The following is a 20,540-nucleotide window of genomic DNA, read 5'->3' as shown; positions in this document are numbered from 1 at the left end:
GCGTGCCGAGTTTTTTTATTTTTAGGAATGGATTTATAAATGATTTATAATAAGAAAAGGTGAAAAAATGAAAGACTTTTGGAAAGAAAGGTTTATCAGGGAAATTTCTTCAACAGGTAATTACAGTGATCACATCCTAAAAGCTTTTTTGGAAGTACCCAGAGAACTGTTTTGCGAGTATCCTTACGATTTGTCAGAAGTTTACACCGACGGCGTTCTTGCCACCGCACGTGATGAAAATGAGTACACCACTTCCAGTCAACCTTCCTTAATGGCATTGTTCATGGAATCAGTTTGTTTGAAACCTGAAATGAAGGTCCTTGAGATAGGTTCTGGAACAGGTTACAACGCCTGTGTGATGGGAAAAGTCGTTGGAAAAGATGGACTTGTCGTTGGTTTAGAATTCAACAAAAAATTCTGTGAACTTGCCAAAAGAAACGCCGAAAAACTTGGAATGGAAAACGTTATCTTTCTTAACAAGGATGGTTATGAAGGTGCCAAGGAATACACCCCATTCGATGCGATAGTTGTTACCGTTGCTGTGGATTTCATACCCGAGGAATGGTTAAACCAGCTTAAAGAAGGCGGAAGGATAATTGCACCGATAGATATTTACACTGTGGAAAGCCAACCTGCTGTGCTTTTTGTGAAAAGGCAAAACGAAATACTGTGTCAAGAAATCGTCGAAACAAGATTTTTGAAGGCGAAAGGAAAACTTGGAAATCTTAACAACCTAAACTTAGAAAAACTTGGAAAGCTCAGGGAAAAACCGTTCAAAGAAGAATTGTTTCCCCTGCGTTTTTCTTATGAATTTTTGAGAATACTTCATCTTTGCCTTTGGTCTTTGTGCGAAGAATATGGAAGAATTTACCACGTCGAAGAAACAGGTTATGCGATGATCGGTTATAAAACGTACATTTTTGGTGAGGTAAAAAAACTTGAAAAAGTTGTCGAAAACTGGAGAATGCTCGAATTTCCTTTACTCAAAGAGATAACAATAGTCTACGATAAAGCTTTCGAGTTTCGTCAGCTTAGTGCAAGAAAGGGGGGAAATCTATGAAAAAGCTTTTGGTTATTTTTCTTTGTTCTTTCTTGCTCTCACAACTTTCTGCTGCATATGGTTATTTTTCAAGTCCGAATATTATTCAAATTCCAAACAAACAGATTCGATTTGTTGCTGCCGAGACAAAAGAAATAAATCTTCAAATCTACGAGTTGAATCTTGATCTTGTGAAATTAATCAAACATCAGGCAAACCAAATGGTACCGTACGAATTCATATTGAAAAACCTTGGCAAAAGGATTTTGAACAAATCCTTCAAAGTCCAACAAGATTGGCAAGAATTCGAGGTATTCATCGACAAACCTGGTATTTACGCAGGATATTTGATAGACAGCTCAAAAAATCCTCCAACAACACTAGATTTTGAGATATTCATTGTCACGGAAATAAGTGCGGTAATGTACGTGGATGATCGAAAATCAATCGTACAAGTTTCCGACAGTTTTGGTAACCCTGTTTCGCAAGCCGAAGTTAATTTTTTCAAAAACAACACCTTTCTAGATTCTCAAAAAACGGATGCGAAAGGCGTGGCAGTTTTGAACAAAACCAGCGATTTAGCAATAATAAAGAGCAAAAAATCCTACGCCATATGTGAGGTTTACAGATGGAGGGAAGCAGATTCGCAGGATAAGAAAGTATTCCTTGTTACAGATCGACCTATCTACAAGCCGTCTGACACGATTTATTTCCGAGGACAACTTCTTGAAAGGCAAGCCAACCTTTACAAAGTCGCCGGATCAAGCTCGATAAGACTGTCGATAAAAGATCCGAAAGGAAATGAAATATACGAAAAACAAATACAAACCGATGAACTTGGAAGTTTTTGGGATAGCTTCAAACTATCCGAGACAGCAGCTGTTGGAAGCTACTGGATCGAGGTACTCTGGGATGGTCAAAGCTTTTACGAGAGATTCCTGGTTGAAGAATATCGAAAACCGGAGTACAAGATAGAGATTGAGACTGAAAAAGAAGAATATGTCTCGGATGAGAAGATCAATATCACGATCCGAGTGAAGTACTTCAACGAAGATCCTGTCGTCGGTGCAAACGTTGCGGTTTACGTTTACGCCCAGCCGGAGGAATTCGACAGATACCTTGTGTTCAGGGGGTATGAATATACAAACGAAAATGGTGAGTTGAAGCTTTCTATCTTGATCGATGAAGGTTTTGAAGGTTATTACATAATTCAGGCTATAGCATCCGATGAAAGTCAAAGACAAGTTGAGGAAGAAAAAGAAGTTTACGTTCATGCCGATCGTATTCTGATTGATTTTGATGAAAGGTACATCTGGACAGCCCCAGGAGAGAAACTCAGCATAAAGGTTAGGGTGACTGACCTAGAGGGAAATCCGATCGATGGACTTGCCGAAGTCAGGATTGGAGATGAAACTTTTTCGGTTCAAATCGACAAAGGTGAGGGAAAATTCGTTTTCACCCCGAAGGAGATAACTACTTACAAGATCGAATTCCGCTTCCAAAAGGCAAAAAGTTATGTTTACGTTTACAGTTATGGCTTTATGAGAGGCTACCGTGTAGGTGATTTTCAGATTGTGACAGACAAAAAGGAATACACACCTGGAGAAAATATGACGGTGCAAATCTTCACACCGAAAAACACAACCGGAATATTGGTGCTTGCAACCGATGAAATTCACAGTTTCAAACCCTTTTCAACCAAGGACATGATACAGATGGAACTGAAAATACCTGACGATCTTTCCCAAAGACAACTATTTTTGATCTGCACAGCTTTTGTGGAAAACAAAGAAATTCAACGAACGATAACTCTGAAACTGCTGCAAAATTTCAACGTTGAGACTGCAAGAATTGAACTGGATAAGGAAATTTACCAACCTGGGGAAGAGTGTGTTTTGACAATCCACACACAGAAGGATTATTCACTCTGTTTAACCGTCGTCGACGAAGCCATTTACACAATGCTTGGTCAAAAACCTAAACTTTTGGAAGAATCGATCTATCCTGTGAATGAGTATCCGGAAGTGGATTGGTCCTTCTCATCGGAATGGTTCTACTTCCGGATTGATTATTCTTTTAGGAAATCCAACCTGGCAGAAGTATTGTCACGTGAAACGACCTTTGAAAATTACAAGAGAGAAGCTGTCGAAGTGCGAATGAACGTCAGAGAGTACTTTCCAGACACCGCTCTTTGGATACCAAACTTGCAAACAACCAACGGTGTTGCAAAAGTGCTCTTCAAAGTTCCAGACAGTTTGACAACCTTCGTTGTCACAGCGTACGGTTTTTCAAGTGAGACCTTTGCTCAGGGGCAAAACAAGTTTGCTGTCACCAAAGACTTCTACGTCATACCGCATCTGCCATCTTTCTTCAGGGAAGGCGATATAGTACAGATAGCTGCCACGGTTAACAACAGGATTGATCAGATCTTGGAGACAACCGTTTGGATCGAGCCAACCAAAGAGTTCACGATAATCGAGCAATATGATCCTCACACAGAAGAGTTTTTCATACCAGAAAAACCTGCCACTTCAATTGTTCAACCTAATTCATCGGCAACGTACAGATGGACTGTGCAAGCGGTACGACCATCCACCGAAGCCGGTTTCACAACATTTGCACAATCACCAATCAAGGAAGATGCTGTAATGTTAAAAACCCCTGTTAAACCATTTGCCTTTGAAAGGGAATTCTACTTCTTAGAAGCTTTGAGTGGGAGAAAAGAAATTTCGTTGCCACAAGCTGAATATGTTTCTGCAACTCTTCGAACTTACTCAAGTGTTGTTCCACTGTTGGAAGGTTCAATAAGAAAGCTCATTCGCTTTCCGTACGGTTGCACAGAACAAACGATGAGTAGCTTTTTACCAGCGGTTGTTGCAGCACAGATGGGTTTGAAAATCGAAGAGCTCGACGAAATCGTTCAAAAAGGTTTGATGCGACTCTACAAATACCAACACTACGATGGTGGCTGGGGCTGGTGGCAAACCGATGAAACGAACGATTTCATGACCTGTTATGTCATGGAAGGATTATACTACGCAATCAAGGCAGGTTATCATGTTGCCGAATCCGTTGTGAAAGCGGCTATAGAATATCTTCTTGAAAACCCAACACCTTACGGTTCATACGTGCTAACGTTGTTTGGAGTTGAACACAAGAAAGTTGAACCCTCAAAGAGTCTGGATTGGGTATATCTTGCTATGTCCGATGAAAAAGCAGTTGATCAGATGATGAAGCTTGTTGTGGAAGATGAAAGATTTGCCTACGTAAAAGTCGACGAAAACGATTACTTCACAACCGAAGTTCAAATGACATCACTGGCGCTGAGAGTTCTTGCAAAATGGAACAAATACCCCGAGATTCAAACAAAGATGATAAACTACCTTTTCAACAAAAAGGACGGTTACATGTGGTATTCCACGAAGGATACATCCTACGCTTGTCTTGCTTTGATTGAAGCTTTACCGAACTTTGGAGAACCTTCGTTAAAAGTTGTCAACAACGAAAGAATTTTGACAATCGAAGGTTCAACCACAATCGTTGTCGATCCAGGTTTTCTCATGATTGAAGGCTTTGGACTTGTGGAAGTGCACGTTATCTACAAACAGGTTCCGTCGCAATCTGTTGACGAAGGACTAAGCGTTGAGCGAAGATACTACAAAAGGTATGAAGTACCTGTGCTGAACAAGAGAGCCTATGTGGATGCCTTCGTTCCTTTAAATCAAAAATATGTTCCAGTTTCTGCCAAGATTGTTGAAGATTACAAAACAAGCGAACTTTACATAGAACCTTACTTCAACGGCGAACTGGAGTATTACGGGACAAAGCTCAACGTCAAAGCTGCCACAATTTACATCGATGGTTTTCCATTCGCTTTCAGAAGTGCGCAAACATTCAAAGGTAAAATTCTCATCCTTTCTGAAGCTGGTGCGATCGTTTACGACTGCTTGACAAAGATTTCAGCCATTTACCATGGTGCAAAAGATGCCGCTCTTGTTGAAAATGGTATCTTGCTTTGGAAAAACGATGGATTGTGGCTCAACGACAAATACCTTGGACAACTTCCTTTTGATGCACAAAAACTTCTTTCAGATGGTAAATGGATATTCGTCGTTGGAGAAAACACAACCTATTGGTACCAGGAAGGGAAATTTGTTGAGCTTCCCTTTGTTGCTTCCAGAATCTTCGACTGGGATGGGAAAAAAGTTATTGCTACGAATTTCAGATTCGCTGGTAATGATAGTATTTTGAGCTCTGCTATTTGTGAAATTGTCTTTGAAGAAGAAACCTTCCCAATAAAACTGTCTGCAGGAGATGTTGTCAAAACCGAACTGAGAATTCTCAAAGGACAGGGAAATTACCTTGTTGTTGAAGATTACATTCCTTCTTGTGCTCAGGTATTGCCGAATTATTCGGAAAAAGTTCTTGGAGAGTTTTCGAAGTTCGATTACAGATGGTACAGAGAATGGAGATATTGGTTTGCTTCAAGGGAGATACACATGGACAGAGTTGTTTTCTTCGCAACACAGTACTCCTCGATGAAGATGAGTTACTACTGGAGGGCAACTGCAAATGGTCTTTACAAAATATTGCCGGCAAGGGCTTATTCGATGTACTACAAAGGTCTTTATGGTCATTCTGATCCTGATGAACTTGACATCGGTGTATGGTTTGAGGTTTGTAAGGTTGGAAAAAATCCTTGAGGATGGTCTGCTCAGCTCAGATTTTCTGATGAAAATTCACAGGATTTGTCAAATGCTCAAAATAGAGCCTGATATCAATCTTTTGATCGTCGAATGCGATACTCTGAAGGAATTCAACGAGTTGACAAAAAAACCTTACAGCACAGGTGCAGTCTACGTGAGTAATTTGATAATCACTCAGCCTTTTCGAATTTTAAAGGCAAAAGGAGTTTTTGAAGAAACTTTGTTGCACGAGGTTCTTCACCATTTGATTCAAAAGAATTTCAATCTACCTGAATGGCTTGAAGAAGGCTTTATACTGTACATTCTTGGTACAAAACCAAATGAGATCAGCGGAAAAAGCAGACTTTATCTTCAAAGATTTCTTTCGGAGGTAAGGTATGAGGAAATACCTGATCTTTTTGATCGTTATCGCATTCTTAGTAGTAATGGTAATAATTGATTCAATGCTCTTTCAAGCGAAGGTATTTCAGACTGAATTTGTGTTAAAAAATGTGGAAAACATTGAAATTCCTGCTTCTGTCTCCTTGACTATAGTGTACGCTAACAGACCTGTAAAAGTGCGAAGAAATACGATTTATGTTCCGAAAGCAAGACCTGGAGAAACGGTTGAACTCTACTTTGAGAATTTTGGACCGTTGAAAAGAACTGCAAAGACGGTTCTTTACTTTCATGCTTGCACAGATGACAGCGATGAGGATGGCTATCCAGATTCGCTTGAACTTGACCAAAAAGACAGCGCAAGATTCAGAAACTGGTTCATAAACATTGCTCTTGACGTTTTCATGAACGATTCTGCAATCTGGAACGAAAAAGAAAGAGATTGTGCAGGTTTGATAAGATTCTGCGCAAGGGAAGCTTTGCGGAAACACGATTCTAATTGGCTTAAACGATCAGGTTATAAAGGACCAATTTTACCAGACGTTGAGAAATACAACTATCCACATCTACCCTTGATCGGAGATAAGCTGTTTAGAATAGTGAAAGGAAGATATAACAGTCCCGATGAATTTGGTACGTTTGCAGTTGCAAGGATACTTGTTGAATGTTCCATGAGATTCGTTTCAAAAGATGTGAAACACGCTTTACCAGGGGATGTTTTAGTTTTCATGCATCCTGAAGATTTCGAAATGCCTTATCACACGATGATATATCTTGGAAAACTGGGAACTGATCAAGATTGGATTTTGTACCACACAGGACCGATAAATCAGTCAACAGGGGAACTGAGACTTGTGAAACTTGAATCTCTTTCTTCGTTTGATCCTTCTTGGGAAGTTTCCGAAAGAAACAAATATTTCCTGGGATTCTATCGGTTCAAATTTCTGAACTAAGGAGGTGTTCAAAGTGCTTCAAGGGAAAGTTGCCATCATAACAGGTGGTGGACAGGGAATAGGAGCAGCGATAGCACAACTTTTTTGTGAAAACGGAATAAAGGTTGTGCTTGCGGAAATCGATGAAGAGGCAGGGAAAGAAAGAGAAGAACTTTTGAAAAACCAAGGTTTTGATGCAACGTTCATCCAAACCGATGTAGCGAACGAAGAATCTGTGAAAAAGATGGTTGAAAGAACCTTTGAGCTTTATGAGAGGATAGATATTCTTGTAAACAACGCTGCTATCAGCTCAACAAAGAGTATTTTTGAAAGAACCTTCGAGGAATGGAACCGTGTCATTCAAGTCAACCTCTCTGGTTCTTACCTTTGCGCAAGATACTGTGCAGAAAAGATGAAGGACAAAGGAGGAGTAATCATAAACATTGCAAGTACAAGAGCCTTCCAATCTGAACCGGACACAGAACCTTATTCAGCCTCGAAGGGAGGAATTGTTGCATTGACACACTCTTTGGCAATAAGCCTTGCAAAATATCGAATACGAGTCGTTTGCATAAGTCCAGGTTGGATTGAAACATCAAGGTGGAAGAAAAAAGCGTTAAGAACTGAGCCAAATCTTAGGGAAATAGATCATCTGCAGCATCCAGCAGGAAGAGTTGGAGATCCAATGGACATCGCTAACCTTTGTCTCTTTTTGGCTGACGAAGCAAAATCTGGTTTCATAACAGGTGTGAATTTCATCGTCGATGGTGGTATGACAGTGAAAATGATATACGCCGAATGAAAAAAAAGAGCCGGAGCTGCTTGCTCCGGCCAATGGGTGGGGTTATCTATCTGATCCGCCTACGTGCCTGACACCTTCATAAATCGCTTTAATGTTCAAATCAACTATTTGCTCACCTCGAGAAGAAAGTTTGTACTTGATAGCCTCAACGACTGCGTCAAGTTTCACACATTTTGTCACTTGAACAACCGCACCAAGCATCACCATATTTGCAACCCTTGCATTTCCAAGTTTTTCCGCCAAATCGTTAACTGGTATTTCGAAAACTTGAATGTCATTTCTGGTTGGTTTTCTGTCCACTACCGAGGAATTCACAAAAAGATACCCACTGGGTTTGACTTTTGGCTCAAACTTGAGCAGGGAAGGTATGTTCATCACGACAAGCTCAAGTGGGTTTTCCACCACCGGTGAAGCAACTGGTTCATCGCTTATCACAACCGTGCAGTTTGCCGTTCCACCTCTCATCTCTGGACCATAAGATGGAAACCAAGTAACGTTCTTTCCTTCAATCATGGCAGCTTGAGCAAGAATTTGTCCCATCAACATGACTCCTTGTCCGCCAAATCCAGCTATGATAAAGCTGTGGGTCATTTTTCATCACCCACTTTGTCAACAAAAACTCCAAGTGGATATTCTTTGACCATGTTTTCCTCAAGCCATTTCATGGCAGTTATTGGATCCATTCCCCAGTTTGTCGGACAAGTCGAAAGAACTTCTACCAAGCTGTATCCTAATCCTTTTAATTGCGCAAGAAATGCCTTTTTGATGTATCTTTTCGTTATAATGACATCCTTTGGGGTTGTCACTTTTGTTCTTGCCAAAAATGCTACGCCTTTCAATTCCTTCAAAACTTCACAAACGTGGAGAGGATAACCTTCTTTTTGCGGTTCTCTTCCATAAGGAGTTGTTGTCGTTCTCATACCGATCAAAGTCGTTGGTGCCATTTGACCACCAGTCATCCCGTATATCGCGTTGTTTATGAAAATCGTTGTTACTCTTTCACCTCGGTTGGCGGTGTGAATCGTCTCACTTGTTCCAATAGCCGCCAGATCACCATCACCTTGGTAGGTGAAAACTACAAGATCTGGTCTAGCTCTTTTCATCCCTGTTGCAACAGCCGTTGCCCTTCCATGTGGTGCAACAGTTCCATCCAGGTTGAAGAACTCATAGGCAAAAACCGAGCAACCAACTGGTGCCACGACTATTGTTTTCTCCCTTATTCCAAGTTCGTCTATTACCTCCGCAACCAAACGGTGAACGATTCCATGGTGGCAACCTGGACAGTAAGTGAATGGCTTTCCGCTCAAGGCATTAGGAGATTTATAAGCCACAGCGTAGTTCATTCTCAATGCCTCCCCGTAAAGACAAAACTTTTTAGATGTTGAAGGATTTCCTCTGGAGAAGGAACAACGCCAGCCATTCTACCGTAAAATTCCACATCCGTTTTTTGTCCAACTGCAAGCTTTACGTCCTCAAGCATTTGCCCAGAACTCATTTCAACTGTTAAAATCAGTGAAACTTTATCGGCAAGCTTTGAAAGTGGTTCATATGGATAAGGATAAAGCGTAATTGGTCTGAACAATCCAACTTTTAATCCTTCCTCTCGAGCCATTTTTACAACGCTTTTGCAAATTCTTCCAACAGACCCATACGCAACGATCAGAATTTCTGCATCGTCTGTCATAAACTCTTCCCAACGAACCTCGTTTTGTTCGATTTTCCTGTATTTTTCTTGAAGTTGTAAATTCATCTTTTCCAAACCGTATGGATCTATGTTGAAAGACGTGATCACCCTCGGAGGTCTTCCAGAAGCACCGGTCAAAGCCCAGCTGCTGTTGTCGTAAGATATTTGTACATCTGGAAATTCCACTGGTTCCATCATTTGCCCAATAAGTCCATCGATCAGTATCAAAACGGGATTTCTGTACTTGTCAGCCAAATCGAAAGCTAATATCGTCAACTCCACTGCTTCTTGAACTGTCGAAGGTCCTAAAACAATCAACCTGTAATCTCCATGTCCTCCGCCTTTCGTGGCTTGGAAATAATCGCCTTGAGATGGTTGTATGTCGCCCAGTCCTGGCCCACCACGCATCACGTTTACAAAAACTGCTGGAAGTTGAGCGCAAGCTATGTAAGAAATACCCTCTTGCATCAAACTAAAACCAGGCGACGATGTGGAGGTCATAACTCTTTTCCCCACCGCGGCGGTTCCATAAACCATGTTTACCGCAGCCACTTCACTTTCAGCTTGAAGGAAAATCCCTCCAACTTCAGGAAGCCTTTTTGCCATGTATTCTGTCAACTCGTTTTGCGGTGTTATTGGATAACCGTAATAATTTCTACACCCTGCCTTAATTGCGGCTTCTCCGATCGCTTCAACTCCTTTCATCATTATCTTTTTCACGCCATTCACCCCACTTGAACAAGTTTGTAAACGGTTATACAAGTATCAGGACACATCATGTAGCAAAAGCCGCAGCCCGTGCACTTTCCATCGGGATCATTTTGTTGAGCATAGTGATAACCTTTCGTATTAAATTGCGGTGAAAAGCGAATAATCTTTTGCGGACAAGCGTTTATACACAAACCACAACCTTTGCATCTTTCCGAATCAATTTGAATGTATGCTCTTTTCACGCTTTAACCTCCTTATCTTTTAAGAATCTTTCGATTCGGAACACGGCAAACTTTCCATTGAACTGTAAACAGTCGGCAACAACGGTATATGCCACAGGTTTATCCAAAAGCTTTGAAGCCTCTTGAAGTACATTTTCTCCTTCTTCAATGATCTGTGGAGTGGTTTTTTCTCCTAAATTTGTGTTGTTTATCAAATAATCTATTTTCACACCAGATAAAGCTTCTAAATCCTGTGCAGTTTTAACTACTTCTTCTACTGTTTGACTGAAAGGCCTCCTAGTGTTAACAACCAAATAAGTAGTGGCTCCAACAAGTTTGTTCCGCAAGCTTCCAAGCACGATCGTTCCTTTTTCTCCACCGACATCCAGAACAACTTTGTACTTTGGATTTTCCAAATACCCACTTACAGCCGTTGCAATCAAAGGTACATCGGCTCTCATAACAGCCTCAGGTGGAGTTATCACCGTTAAACCACGCTGCTGTAATCGCTCTTTGACATCTCTAACTCGAAAGTATGGAGAAACGACATCTAAATCAACGATTGCAACATTTTCATAAAGCTCTTTGAGCTTCAAAGCAAAATTTATCGCGACTTCGGTTTTACCAGAACCATAAAGTCCTATAAAGATGTAGTTTTTTCCCATCTTTCGGCTTCCTCTAAATAACTTTTCGCTTTCTCCTGTCCCCTTAGAACCCTGAGAGCACCAAGAGCTAAAGCTTTTTCTTCATCTCCTCCAGGGAAAACCATCACAGGAGCAATGAAAGAAACGTATTCTTTCAACCACGGAACAAGATATCTTTCATCGTAGGCTAAACCACCTGTGAGAACAATTGCATCTACTTCTCCTTTCATAGCGGCAGCCATCTTGCCTATCCATTTTGCTATTTGATAAGCCATTGCTCTGTAAACAAGCTCTGCCTCTTTATCACCTTTTGATATCCTTTCTTGAACCTCTAGCCCACTGTTTGTGCCAAGGTAAGCGACCAAGCCACCATTTCCCTTTATTCGCTTCAAAATCCACTCTTTTGAATACTTTCCAGAAAAGCATAAATCGATAAGCTGTGTCAAAGGCAAAGTTCCACTTCTTTCTGGTGTGAATGGTCCGTCGCCATCCAAAGCGTTGTTGACGTCCACAACCTTTCCTTTGACATGTGCACCTATCGAAATGCCGCCACCCATGTGCGCGACAATAAGATTTACTTCCTCGTAAGTTTTCCCTAAGCTTTCGGCAGCCTTTCTTGCCACAGCTTTTTGATTTAAAGCATGAAATATCGATTTTCTGCGAAAATCTGGATGTCCAGAAATTCTGGCAACAGGCTGCATTTCATCGACGACAACTGGGTCAACTATGTAAGCTTTGACACCGGCAAGTTGTGCGAGCTCATGTGCAATCACTGCTCCCAAATTTGATGCATGCTCGCCATATCTTGCTTCTCTTAGCTCCTCCAGCATCTTTTCGTCAACCTCGTAAGTACCACTAGGTATTGGTCTCAAAAGTCCGCCTCTTCCTACGATCGCCGAAAAGTCCTTTATTGAGTAACCGCTTTTAGTCAAAAAATCCAAAATTACGCGTTTGCGAAAATCATACTGATCGAATATACGTTGATACTGCGAAAGTTCTTCCACGGAATGTCTTATGGTTTCGGAAAGAACCAGATTCTCATCTTCAAAGATTGCAAGCTTTGTTGAAGTTGATCCGGGATTTATCACCAAAAGCTTGTACATGTGTTTCACCCCTCAGGAAAGAAGACATGCAAGCGCGATGGAATAAAGCTTGGTTTCATCCGAATCTGCCCTCGATGTCAACACGATTGGTATTCTTGCCCCAAGAATTACCGAAGCAACCTTCGCATTTGCAAGGAAAACCATGGCCTTGTAGAAAATGTTCCCAGCCTCTATATCGGGCATTATCAATATGTCGGCATCTCCAGCCACAGGGCTGTTTATTCCCTTATGCTTTGCCGCTTGAAGTGAGATTGCGTTGTCCAAGGCGAAAGGTCCATCAACTACACAACCTTTTATTTGCCCACGATCGTTCATTTTGCTAAGTATTGCTGCTTCTATCGTCGCCGGCATCTTCGGGTTTGGAACTTCTATGGCACCCAAAACGGCAACCTTGGGAATTTCAACACCAAGTTTTTTCATCACCTGAACTGAAACGTTTATCATATCTATTTTTTGCTCCAAAGTTGGGGCAATTATCATACCAGCGTCACTGATGGCAAGCAGTTTGTGGTAAGTTGGTATATCAAAAACGCTGACCATGGTGATCGTTGAACCTGTTCTAAATCCATATTCCTCTTGAAGGACAACTTTCATCAGATCGCCTGTCTTAACATTTCCCTTCATGAGCAAATCGCCTTGTTTTGAAGCGATGTCAACTGCCACTTGAACAACTTTATCACCGTCAACATTAACAATTTCGCAACTTGAAAGGTTCAATTTCACTTCTTCAGCTAGTTGTTCGATCTTATTTACTGGTCCCACCAAAATTGGATGAACCAATTCGTATTCCAAAGCATTTTTTACAGCACTTAATACCACATCGTCGTTTGCGGCTGCCACAACCAATCTTTTTTTCGATCCTCTTGCCTTATCGACAAGCCAGCCAAGGCGACTCATCAACTACCACCCCATCTTTTTGCAGTTTCCTCTCCCCTTAAAACTCTTAAAGCACCTAGCGCAAGAGCTTCCAGCTCAAATTCACCTGGAACGATGAATATTGGTGCAAATTTATAGACGTATGCTTTTATCATCTCCGTGAACTTTTCGCTGTGAGCCATTCCACCGGTCAAAATTATTCCATCCACTTTCCCACACAAGACAGCGCACATTCCTCCTATTTCTTTTGCTATTTGGTAAGCCATGGCTTCCACTATCAACTTGGCGTAGTCATCTTTTTCAGCCCTCTTTAAGGCTTCTCTCAAATCGTTCGTTCCAAGGTATGCAACAAGTCCACCCTTGCCAACATATCTTTTCTTCAACTCATCCTTGGTGTACTTGCCACTGAAGCACATTCGAACGACATCTCCCACCGGTAGTTCCCCGGTTCTTTCTGGACTAAACGGTCCCTCGTCGTTTGCGTTGTTTACATCTATCATCCTTCCATTTCTAATCGCAGCGACTGATATGCCCCCGCCAAGATGCGCCACGACGAAGTTCAACTGATTGAAATCCTTTTCAAGCATTTTAGCTACTTTTCTACAAACAGCTCTGATGTTTAAAGCATGCGAAAGACTTTTACGCTCGATTTCCGGTATCCCAGATAACCTTGCTTCAGGTATCATCTCGTCAACAGAAACAGGATCGGTTATGTAAACAGGTATTCTACCTTTTGCAATCTCAAAGGCGATAACCGCAGCTAAGTTGGATACGTGTTTAACTGGTGATTTATGCAAAAGATAATCTACCATTCTTTCATCCACAAGGTACGTTCCGCTCTCAAGTGGTGGGAGTATCCCACCACGCGCAGCTATTGCGTCGAAGTCTTCCTCGTGGAATCCTACCTTTTTCAAAGCGGATAAAATGTTGTCTTTCCTAAACAAATATTGATCCATGATGTCGGGAAATTTTTCCAAATCTTGGACAGAATGTTCAACTTTTTCTGCATAAACACATTCTTCATCTTCATAGACCGCTACTTTGGTCGAGGTTGAACCTGGATTTATAACAAATATCCTGTACATCATCTCAACCCCTTGTAAGCTTTGTAAGCCAAAAATGCTTCTTTTAACTTTCTTACTCCCTCAACAATTTTTTCGAACGGTGGTAAGCAGAAAGACATTCTCATTGAAGATGATGGTTCGTCGAACGGTCTAAACGCTTGCCCGGGGATATAGAAAACCTTTCTTTCTTCGGCAAATTTGAACATCTCCATGGTGTCGTAGCCTTCAGGCAAAGTCACCCAAACAAACAAACCGCCTTCTGGCTTTGTCCACTTTGCCCCAGGTACATCTCCAAAATATTCTTTTAAAGCATCCAACATAACATCTCTTTTCCTTCTGTAAAGTTCTATTGCAGGTTTTATCTGTTGCAAAATATCGTACCTTTCAAGATACCTTGCAGTCAGCCTCATGTTCAACGCAGGACCACAGAGATCGGTGCTTTGCTTTACAAGAACAAGCTTTCTAATTATCGTTTTGTCTGCAACCACAACTCCTATTCTGAGTCCTGGACAAAGAATTTTGCTGAACGTGTTCAATAGAATGACCCTTTGTGTACCACCAAATTTCAACAACGGTGGTAACATTTCTCCTTCAAATCTCAACGCACCATATGGATCGTCTTCAACGATTAGAAAATCGTATTTTTCTGCCAATTCCACCAAAGCTTTTCGCTTTTCAAGCGAAGTGGTGATACCAGATGGATTTTGAAAGTTTGAGACAAGGTACAAAAATTTCAAGCGATGAATTTGTCCAGAGGCATCCAGTTTTTTAAGGTAGCTTTCAACTTGATTTATATCTGGACCATCGTCTTCAAAACGCACAACCAAAAATCTTGGATCTCTCATTCGAAAAGCACCTAATGCTCCAAGGTATTCTGGGTCGCCAACAATCACATAATCGTCTTTGTCAAGCAACACTTTCCCTATAAGTTCAAGTGCTTGTTGAGAACCAGCAGTTATAAGAACATTCTCAGGTTCAACCCCGTCGACATCATAAACACGCTTAATCAGATGAATTATCTGCTTTACAAGCTCTGGATCTCCTTCCGTTGTGGCGTACTGAAGGGTATACTTGTACTCCTTTTGAATAACTTCTGCAGCTAACTGTGCAAGTTCTTCCCGCGGAAAAGTCTCAGGATCAGGAGTTCCACCTCCGAAAGATATTGCACCTGGAAGGTTAGCGTACTTTAAAAGTTCTCTTATCATGGATGCTTTAACCTTATTGGCCAACTCTGAGAATCTGTATACTTTTTCCTCACTCAGCTTCACCGCAGCTCACCCTCCGTTTTTATATTTATCAATTTCGTGCCAAACAATTTGTAACTTCTGAAAATGGTTTAAAGAATATCCTCACTGCTCTCTGCAAGAAATTGCACTGTGCAATTTTTTGCATGCAATTTTTTTCAGCAACAAAACTATTTGATGAAATTGTAGAATATGATATGGGGAGGTGTCAACTTAAGCTGGGGAATAAGATAAAATAAACGGGAACCAACTCTTCTCACCGAAAGGAGGTTCCCGTAAAGATGAAAGTTACAACAACAAATATCACCCAGTACCTATACCAAATTATACCAAACCTTTTTCAAAGACAAAGAGTTCCACATGAGGCGAAAGTATGAACTTGCATTAAGGAAGGCAGCAGCCATAATTGGAGTCAGTCATGAAGCCTTGAGGAAATGGTGGGCAAGAATGAAAGAAGAGATACTTGCTGAGAAGATAGAAGGCAATGCAGTAGTAGCTATAGGCGAGATGAAGGTGAACATAAATGAGGTTAAGAGGAAGAAAGTGATCTATGCGTTGGTCAGTAAGACACGAGAGAAAGGCAAAGCAAGGGCCATGGTACTGGGAAGCGAGAAAAAAGAATATGGGATATTGGGAACACGAGCATGAGAGGTTTGGGGAAAGAAGTCTTGTTGAGAGTGTGATAGGGATAACAAGGTACAGGCTGAGGACATAGTTAAGTGGCTATTTCCATTTCTTCTATTAGTGCAGTTTTCCTTCTTAAGTTGACAGGTCCGTAAGATTATATAAAATTATATCAAGCGTTTTTTCAGACTTTCCGGTAACAATATGGCAATAAAATCACTTGTGAATTTTTTACCAAAGATGGTAGACTTAATTCAAGAATGGTAATTCTTTTCATACAAAGATCAAGGGAGGGTTTTGTTATGCTAAGAAAAAACTTTATAATGGCTCCAGGACCTACTCCTGTCCCACCAGAGGTTTTGCTTGCAGGTGCCAAAGAGACTATACACCACAGAACACCTCAATTTCTCAAAATCATAGAACAAACGCTGGAAGAAGCAAAATACCTTTTCCAAACTTCGAACAGAGTGTATGTTTTTGTGTCTTCCGGGACAGGAGCTATGGAAGCGGCCGTTACAAATTTGGTGAATCCAGGAGAAAAGGCAATAGTTGTTGTATCGGGTAAATTTGGGGAAAGATGGAAAGAAATCTGTCAAGCATACGGAATAAACGTGGTGGAAATAGCTTTGGAATGGGGAGAAGCAGTTACACCCGAACAAATTGAAAAAGCTTTGAAAGAGCATCCGGATGCAAAGGTGATCTTCACAACCCACAGCGAAACATCAACTGGAACAGTGATTGACCTTGAAGCTATAGCAAAGCTAACAAAGGATACGGACAAGATATTGGTAACCGACGCGGTGAGCAGCTTGGTTGCCGAACCTTTGAAAATGGACGAATGGGGCGTTGACGTTGTGGTAAGTGGTTCTCAAAAAGGCGTCATGATGCCGCCAGGACTTGCTTTCATAGTTTTGAACAAAAAAGCTTGGGAAGTTGTTTTGAAAAATAAGTGTCCAAAATACTACTTCGATCTGAGGTATTACGATGAAAACTATCCCGACAACCCATGGACACCGGCCGTCAACATGATCTACATGCTCAATCAAAGCATAAAGATGATAAAGGAAGAGGGAATCGAAAACATTTGGAACAGACATAGAATCCTTGGAGAGGCGACAAGAAGTGCTGTTAAGGCATTAGGGTTAGAGTTGTTCTCAAAAAGACCAGGAAACGTGGTCACAGCTGTAACTGCGCCACAAGGCATTGATCCGAAAAAAGTTACCAAAATTATGAGGGACAAATACGGCGTGACGATAGCAGGTGGGCAAGAACATCTTGCAAACAAGATATTCAGAATAGCCCATCTTGGATACGTTTCCATCTTTGATACAATAACTGCTATCAGCGCGTTGGAATTCACGTTGCACGAACTTGGGTATCCGGTAACCTTCGGAAAAGGCGTGGCTGCAGCCATGGAGGTTTTCAACCGCGAGGGGGTGGCTGGATGATAAGAGTTCACATAAACGATCCACTTGATCAAGAAGCTTTGAGTTTACTCACGTCAAAACCACAGCTAAACGTCACCAGCGAACATTTGGACAAGAGCAAACTCCTTGAAATCATCCCTGAGGTTGAGGTTTTAATAGTCAGAAGCGCAACAAAAGTCACCAGAGACATTATAGAAAAAGGATCAAAACTTAAAATAATAGGCAGGGCTGGAGTTGGATTGGACAACATCGATGTGAACGCGGCCAAAGAAAGAGGAATAAAGGTTTTAAACACCCCTGGTGCAAGTGCAATTTCGGTTGCAGAATTAACGATAGGACTAATGATAAGCGCTGCTCGTCACATAGCAAGGGGTACGATTGATCTAAAATCAGGACTTTGGACAAAAAAGGAACTTGAGGGAGTGGAACTTTTTGGTAAAACACTTGGAATAATCGGGCTTGGAACGATAGGTACCGAGGTGGCAAAAAGAGCGGCTGCATTTGGTATGAACATCGTTGCGTACGATCCATATGTAACAAAACATGAAATAGCAAAAATGGTCACATTGGATGAACTTTTAAGAACTGCTGATTTTATAACACTCCATGTTCCGCTGACAGAGGAAACAAAACACTTGATAAACAAAGAAGTAATAGAGAAAATGAAAGACGGTGTAATCATTGTGAATACTTCACGAGGTGGCGTTATAGACGAGGAAGCGCTCTATCAAGCCTTAGTTTCAAGAAAAGTTTACGCAGCGGCTTTGGATGTGTTCGAAGTAGAACCACCACAGGATGAACTGAGAAAAAAACTTCTATCGCTTCCAAACATTGTTGCAACTCCACATATCGGTGCATCAACTATAGAAGCTCAGCAAAGAGTAGGAAAAGAACTCGTAGAAAGGATACTCAAGGAATTGAGCCTGTGACAAAAGGGGGCGCAAAGCCCCCTTTTCATCAAGCTAGGATTATCTTCCTTCCACTTTGAAATGCTTTTTTCACCGCATCTTCAAACTTGAGGATCAAATCTTCATAGCTGCTCATTTGATCGTCAATCTGGCACACAGAAAGAACCACATCTGGAAATGTAGTTAAACCTCTAATTTTTGCTCTTTCAATTTGCCTTAAAAGCCTTGTTGCAAAAACTTTTGCACCATCCACCGATGTGTAGGGCAACAAAACCAAGATTGTACTTGGTTGAAGTACAACCACTTTGTCTGAGATTCTAGACAGCTTTTTTGCATAAACGTAGACTGTTTGCGTTGCCAAAGTTGAATCGGAAAGTATTTGCACAAAGACCGCGGACAAAGGTATGTTGTGTCTTCTTGCTTTGTAAATTTCCTCTTCCAGCATGCCAGACACACTGCATCCCGAGTAGACATAACATTGAATCATTCTCATTTTCATGATGTAATACTCGATTGGTTGGTCTGGCAAAATCACATCCACAACGTTTTCAAAAGATTTCGGTGGTTGTTCAGAAACAATAACCGTTTCAAGTAAAAGATGCAACGAATCCGATATGCAAATATCGGCTATGTTTTCATCAACGGTGGCAACCGCGTTGCACAAAGAAATGGCTTGAAGTATTTTCCTTTTTGTTTCACTCTCAGACAGCTTTACGTAGACTACCATAGTATTTTTCCACCATTTCCAAAAAGTATTTGTGAACCGTCAAATCATCACTTAACTCAGGATGAAAAGAGCTAGCCAGAAGGTTATTCTCTTGAACCAAAACAGGTGTTTGTTCATGTTCTGCCAAAACTTTGACGTTTTCTCCAACTTTTACCACTTTTGGAGCACGTATGAAAATGGCGCGGATTTTTTTGTTGAAAATTGGTACGTACAGATCAACTTCAAAACTTTCAACCTGCCTTCCATAGGCGTTGCGTTCTACCGTGATGTCCATCAACTTAAAGGTATACTGATCCGGATAGTTAAGAAGATTTTTAGCAAGAAGTATCATACCCGCACAGGTTCCAAATATCGGCATACCTTCGTTGGCACGTTCTATTATTCTATCTGCCAAGCCGGTTAATCTCGCAAGCTTTCCAATGGTTGTGGATTCACCACCTGGTATGATCAAACCGTGAACGCGGTTGAGATCCTCTATGGTCTTTACAACTATAGCCTCCACTCCAAGTTTTTGAACGGCAACAATGTGTTCTCTGAAAGCTCCTTGCATTCCCAAAACTCCTACGATCAACTTTTACCACCCTCTCTCCTGCATCCTAACTTCAAGCTCTTTAACGTCCAATCCGGGCATCGGTTCACCTATATCTTCCGAAACTTTCAAAAGCATCTCAGGATCGTTCCAATAAGTTACCGCCAAAACTATTGCCCTAGCCATTTTTGCGGGATCTTTTGATTTGAAAATACCCGAACCAACAAAAACGCCATCTGCTCCAAGCATCATCATCAAAGCCGCATCAGCCGGAGTTGCGATTCCACCAGCCGCAAAGTTGACTACAGGAAGCCTTCCAAGCCTTTTCACTTCCCTGACCAACTCCACTGGAGCTCCTATTTCCTTGGCGTACGTTACCAATTCCTCGTCGTTCATCGTCGTGACTCTACGAATTTCTTCCATCATTCTTCTCATGTGTCTAACTGCTTCCACGACGTTACCGGTGCCTGCTTCACCTTTCGTTCTAATCATGGCAGCTCCTTCAGCGATCCTTCTAAGAGCTTCTCCTAAGTCGCGTGCTCCGCAAACGAAAGGTACTTTGAACTCATGTTTGTTTATGTGATATCTGTCGTCGGCTGGCGTTAAAACTTCAGATTCATCAATGAAATCGATTCCCAAAGCTTCCAGTATTTTTGCCTCTGCTATATGTCCTATTCTGACCTTTGCCATCACCGGTATTGAGACAGCTTCCATGATCTCTTTTATCTTCTTAATGCTTGCCATCCTGGCTACTCCACCAGCCTTTCTTATGTCAGCAGGAACCTTTTCAAGCGCCATCACCGCCACCGCTCCTGCTTCTTCGGCTATCTTTGCCTGTTCAGCTGATGTTACGTCCATTATGACTCCACCTTTCAACATCTCCGCCAAACCCTTTTTGACAACCCATGTTCCCTTTTCCAT

Annotated in this window: 20 protein-coding genes; 8 read left to right on the top strand and 12 right to left on the bottom strand. The window is 41.5% G+C overall.

Translation table 11 applies throughout. The annotated features are described in order from the left end of the window. The first annotated feature begins 67 nt into the window (after nt 1-67). From THETH_RS09300 to THETH_RS09280, 5 genes are read left to right on the top strand one after another with little or no spacing between them, the layout of a single operon-like run. Nucleotides 68-1,060 carry a protein-L-isoaspartate O-methyltransferase gene (locus THETH_RS09300; protein WP_013933099.1) on the top strand — a complete coding sequence of 331 codons (993 nt, stop codon included), beginning with the start codon at nt 68-70 and terminating at the stop codon, nt 1,058-1,060. Beyond that, a complete protein-coding gene (locus THETH_RS09295) occupies nt 1,057-5,742 on the top strand; it encodes an MG2 domain-containing protein (protein ID WP_013933098.1) in 4,686 nt (1,561 codons plus the stop codon). Before THETH_RS09300 ends, THETH_RS09295 begins: the two co-directional genes overlap by 4 nt. Further along, nucleotides 5,726-6,184, top strand: coding sequence for a hypothetical protein (locus THETH_RS09290; protein ID WP_013933097.1), 459 nt, complete (start codon nt 5,726-5,728; stop codon nt 6,182-6,184). The genes THETH_RS09295 and THETH_RS09290 overlap by 17 nt, the downstream gene beginning before the upstream one ends. Beyond that, on the top strand, nt 6,123-7,076 hold the full coding sequence (locus THETH_RS09285; protein WP_013933096.1) for a DUF1175 domain-containing protein: 954 nt from the start codon (nt 6,123-6,125) through the stop codon (nt 7,074-7,076). The genes THETH_RS09290 and THETH_RS09285 overlap by 62 nt, the downstream gene beginning before the upstream one ends. 13 nt (nt 7,077-7,089) lie before the next feature. Then, nucleotides 7,090-7,857, top strand: coding sequence for a glucose 1-dehydrogenase (locus THETH_RS09280; RefSeq protein ID WP_013933095.1), 768 nt, complete (start codon nt 7,090-7,092; stop codon nt 7,855-7,857). 42 nt (nt 7,858-7,899) lie between these two features. Here THETH_RS09280 and THETH_RS09275 read toward each other — a convergent pair whose 3' ends face one another. The 9 genes from THETH_RS09275 to THETH_RS09235 are packed head-to-tail and all read right to left on the bottom strand — an operon-like array spanning nt 7,900 to nt 15,428. Next, nucleotides 7,900-8,448, bottom strand: coding sequence for a 2-oxoacid:acceptor oxidoreductase family protein (locus THETH_RS09275; RefSeq protein ID WP_013933094.1), 549 nt, complete (start codon nt 8,446-8,448; stop codon nt 7,900-7,902). Beyond that, entirely contained in the window at nt 8,445-9,200 is a 756-nt protein-coding gene (locus tag THETH_RS09270) for a thiamine pyrophosphate-dependent enzyme (protein ID WP_013933093.1), read from the bottom strand. Before THETH_RS09270 ends, THETH_RS09275 begins: the two co-directional genes overlap by 4 nt. Nucleotides 9,201-9,202: 2 nt before the next feature. Beyond that, complete coding sequence (locus THETH_RS09265) at nt 9,203-10,261, bottom strand: 3-methyl-2-oxobutanoate dehydrogenase subunit VorB (protein ID WP_157723347.1); 1,059 nt, start codon at nt 10,259-10,261, stop codon at nt 9,203-9,205. Between the two features lie 5 nt (nt 10,262-10,266). Continuing rightward, entirely contained in the window at nt 10,267-10,494 is a 228-nt protein-coding gene (locus THETH_RS09260) for a 4Fe-4S binding protein (protein WP_013933091.1), read from the bottom strand. Beyond that, nucleotides 10,491-11,138, bottom strand: coding sequence for a cobyric acid synthase CobQ (locus tag THETH_RS09255; RefSeq protein WP_013933090.1), 648 nt, complete (start codon nt 11,136-11,138; stop codon nt 10,491-10,493). Before THETH_RS09255 ends, THETH_RS09260 begins: the two co-directional genes overlap by 4 nt. Further along, entirely contained in the window at nt 11,114-12,220 is a 1,107-nt protein-coding gene (gene buk / locus THETH_RS09250; RefSeq protein WP_013933089.1) for a butyrate kinase, read from the bottom strand. Before buk (THETH_RS09250) ends, THETH_RS09255 begins: the two co-directional genes overlap by 25 nt. Nucleotides 12,221-12,232: 12 nt before the next feature. Further along, the gene (locus THETH_RS09245) at nt 12,233-13,117 is read right to left on the bottom strand and encodes a bifunctional enoyl-CoA hydratase/phosphate acetyltransferase (RefSeq protein ID WP_013933088.1); all 885 of its coding nucleotides are present in this window, start codon (nt 13,115-13,117) and stop codon (nt 12,233-12,235) included. After that, nucleotides 13,117-14,181, bottom strand: coding sequence for a butyrate kinase (gene buk / locus THETH_RS09240; RefSeq protein WP_041446455.1), 1,065 nt, complete (start codon nt 14,179-14,181; stop codon nt 13,117-13,119). Before buk (THETH_RS09240) ends, THETH_RS09245 begins: the two co-directional genes overlap by 1 nt. Then, on the bottom strand, nt 14,181-15,428 hold the full coding sequence (locus tag THETH_RS09235; RefSeq protein WP_013933086.1) for an aminotransferase-like domain-containing protein: 1,248 nt from the start codon (nt 15,426-15,428) through the stop codon (nt 14,181-14,183). Before THETH_RS09235 ends, buk (THETH_RS09240) begins: the two co-directional genes overlap by 1 nt. Nucleotides 15,429-15,764: 336 nt before the next feature. On the opposite strand from THETH_RS09235, the gene THETH_RS09230 reads away from it, so the two are divergent. The 3 genes from THETH_RS09230 (at nt 15,765) to THETH_RS09220 (ending at nt 18,384) form a co-directional block, all read left to right on the top strand. Further along, nucleotides 15,765-16,052, top strand: coding sequence for a hypothetical protein (locus tag THETH_RS09230; RefSeq protein WP_013933085.1), 288 nt, complete (start codon nt 15,765-15,767; stop codon nt 16,050-16,052). Between the two features lie 278 nt (nt 16,053-16,330). Next, nucleotides 16,331-17,476, top strand: coding sequence for a pyridoxal-phosphate-dependent aminotransferase family protein (locus THETH_RS09225; protein ID WP_013933084.1), 1,146 nt, complete (start codon nt 16,331-16,333; stop codon nt 17,474-17,476). Continuing rightward, on the top strand, nt 17,473-18,384 hold the full coding sequence (locus tag THETH_RS09220) for a D-2-hydroxyacid dehydrogenase (RefSeq protein ID WP_013933083.1): 912 nt from the start codon (nt 17,473-17,475) through the stop codon (nt 18,382-18,384). The genes THETH_RS09225 and THETH_RS09220 overlap by 4 nt, the downstream gene beginning before the upstream one ends. 28 nt (nt 18,385-18,412) lie before the next feature. Here the strand turns inward: THETH_RS09220 and THETH_RS09215 are convergent, their stop codons facing one another. The 3 genes from THETH_RS09215 to pdxS are packed head-to-tail and all read right to left on the bottom strand — an operon-like array spanning nt 18,413 to nt 20,540. Then, nucleotides 18,413-19,090: a nucleotidyl cyclase domain-containing protein gene (locus THETH_RS09215; protein WP_013933082.1), complete on the bottom strand. Its 678-nt coding sequence runs from the start codon at nt 19,088-19,090 to the stop codon at nt 18,413-18,415. Then, nucleotides 19,065-19,661, bottom strand: coding sequence for a pyridoxal 5'-phosphate synthase glutaminase subunit PdxT (pdxT, locus tag THETH_RS09210; protein ID WP_013933081.1), 597 nt, complete (start codon nt 19,659-19,661; stop codon nt 19,065-19,067). The genes THETH_RS09215 and pdxT overlap by 26 nt, the downstream gene beginning before the upstream one ends. Nucleotides 19,662-19,664: 3 nt before the next feature. After that, on the bottom strand, nt 19,665-20,540 hold the full coding sequence (gene pdxS / locus THETH_RS09205) for a pyridoxal 5'-phosphate synthase lyase subunit PdxS (RefSeq protein WP_013933080.1): 876 nt from the start codon (nt 20,538-20,540) through the stop codon (nt 19,665-19,667).

Source organism: Pseudothermotoga thermarum DSM 5069 (genome assembly GCF_000217815.1).
Taxonomy (GTDB): domain Bacteria; phylum Thermotogota; class Thermotogae; order Thermotogales; family DSM-5069; genus Pseudothermotoga; species Pseudothermotoga thermarum.
Note: the sequence above shows the minus strand (reverse complement) of the source record. Positions and strands in the feature narration are given on the sequence as shown.